Source organism: Janthinobacterium sp. GW822-FHT07A03 (genome assembly GCF_058798815.1).
Map to the genome: position 1 here is coordinate 1 of NZ_JBXAKW010000041.1, position 818 is coordinate 818.

The 818-nt window shown below is 64.4% G+C and carries 1 protein-coding gene; it reads left to right on the forward strand.

Annotated elements, in window-relative coordinates:
* Positions 1-818 (forward strand): phosphopantetheine-binding protein (locus AC1RJW_RS29685; RefSeq protein ID WP_493048111.1); only part of this gene is annotated, 818 nt, incomplete at both ends.

Consider the following 818-nt stretch of genomic DNA (forward strand, 5'->3'; position numbering starts at 1 on the left):
GGTTACCTGAACCGTCCGGAACTGACGGCGGAACGTTTTATCGCTGATCCATTCAGTGACGCGCCACAGGCCCGTCTGTACAAGACGGGCGACCTGGCGCGCTACCTGCCTGATGGCAACATTGAATATCTGGGTCGCAATGACTTCCAGGTCAAGATCCGCGGCTTCCGTATCGAGCTGGGCGAAGTGGAGGCGAAACTGGCGGCGTGCGTTGGCGTGCGCGAAGCTGTCGTACTGGCACGCGAGGATGTGCCGGGCGATAAGCGCCTGGTTGCCTATTTCCTGGCCGAGGGCGAGATCGACGTGGCTAGCTTGCGCAGTGCCCTGTTGGCGGTCTTGCCGGAATACATGGTGCCGGCGGCCTTCGTGAGCCTGGACGCGTTCCCGCTGACGGCCAACGGCAAGCTGGACCGCCGTGCGCTGCCTGCCCCAGATGCTTCGGCCGTGGTGACGCGTAGTTATGCCGCGCCACAGGGGGTGGTTGAAAGCGCGCTGGCCGTGATCTGGCAAGACCTGCTCAAGGTCGAACAGGTGGGCCGTTATGACCAGTTCTTCGAGCTGGGCGGCCATTCACTGCTGGCGGTGCAGCTGGCCTCGCGCCTGCGCAGCGCATTGGGGATCGAGTTGCCATTGCGCACGCTGTTTGCGCATCCGACCCTGGCCGGGCTGGCCAGTCAGATTGATGATACGGGAGCCTCGACGCTGTCGGCGATTCTGCCGGCCGACCGTACGCAGGCCTTGCCGCTGTCGTTTGCGCAGCAGCGGCTGTGGTTCCTGGACCAGCTCGACCACGCCGCCAGCGCCGCTTACCACATGCC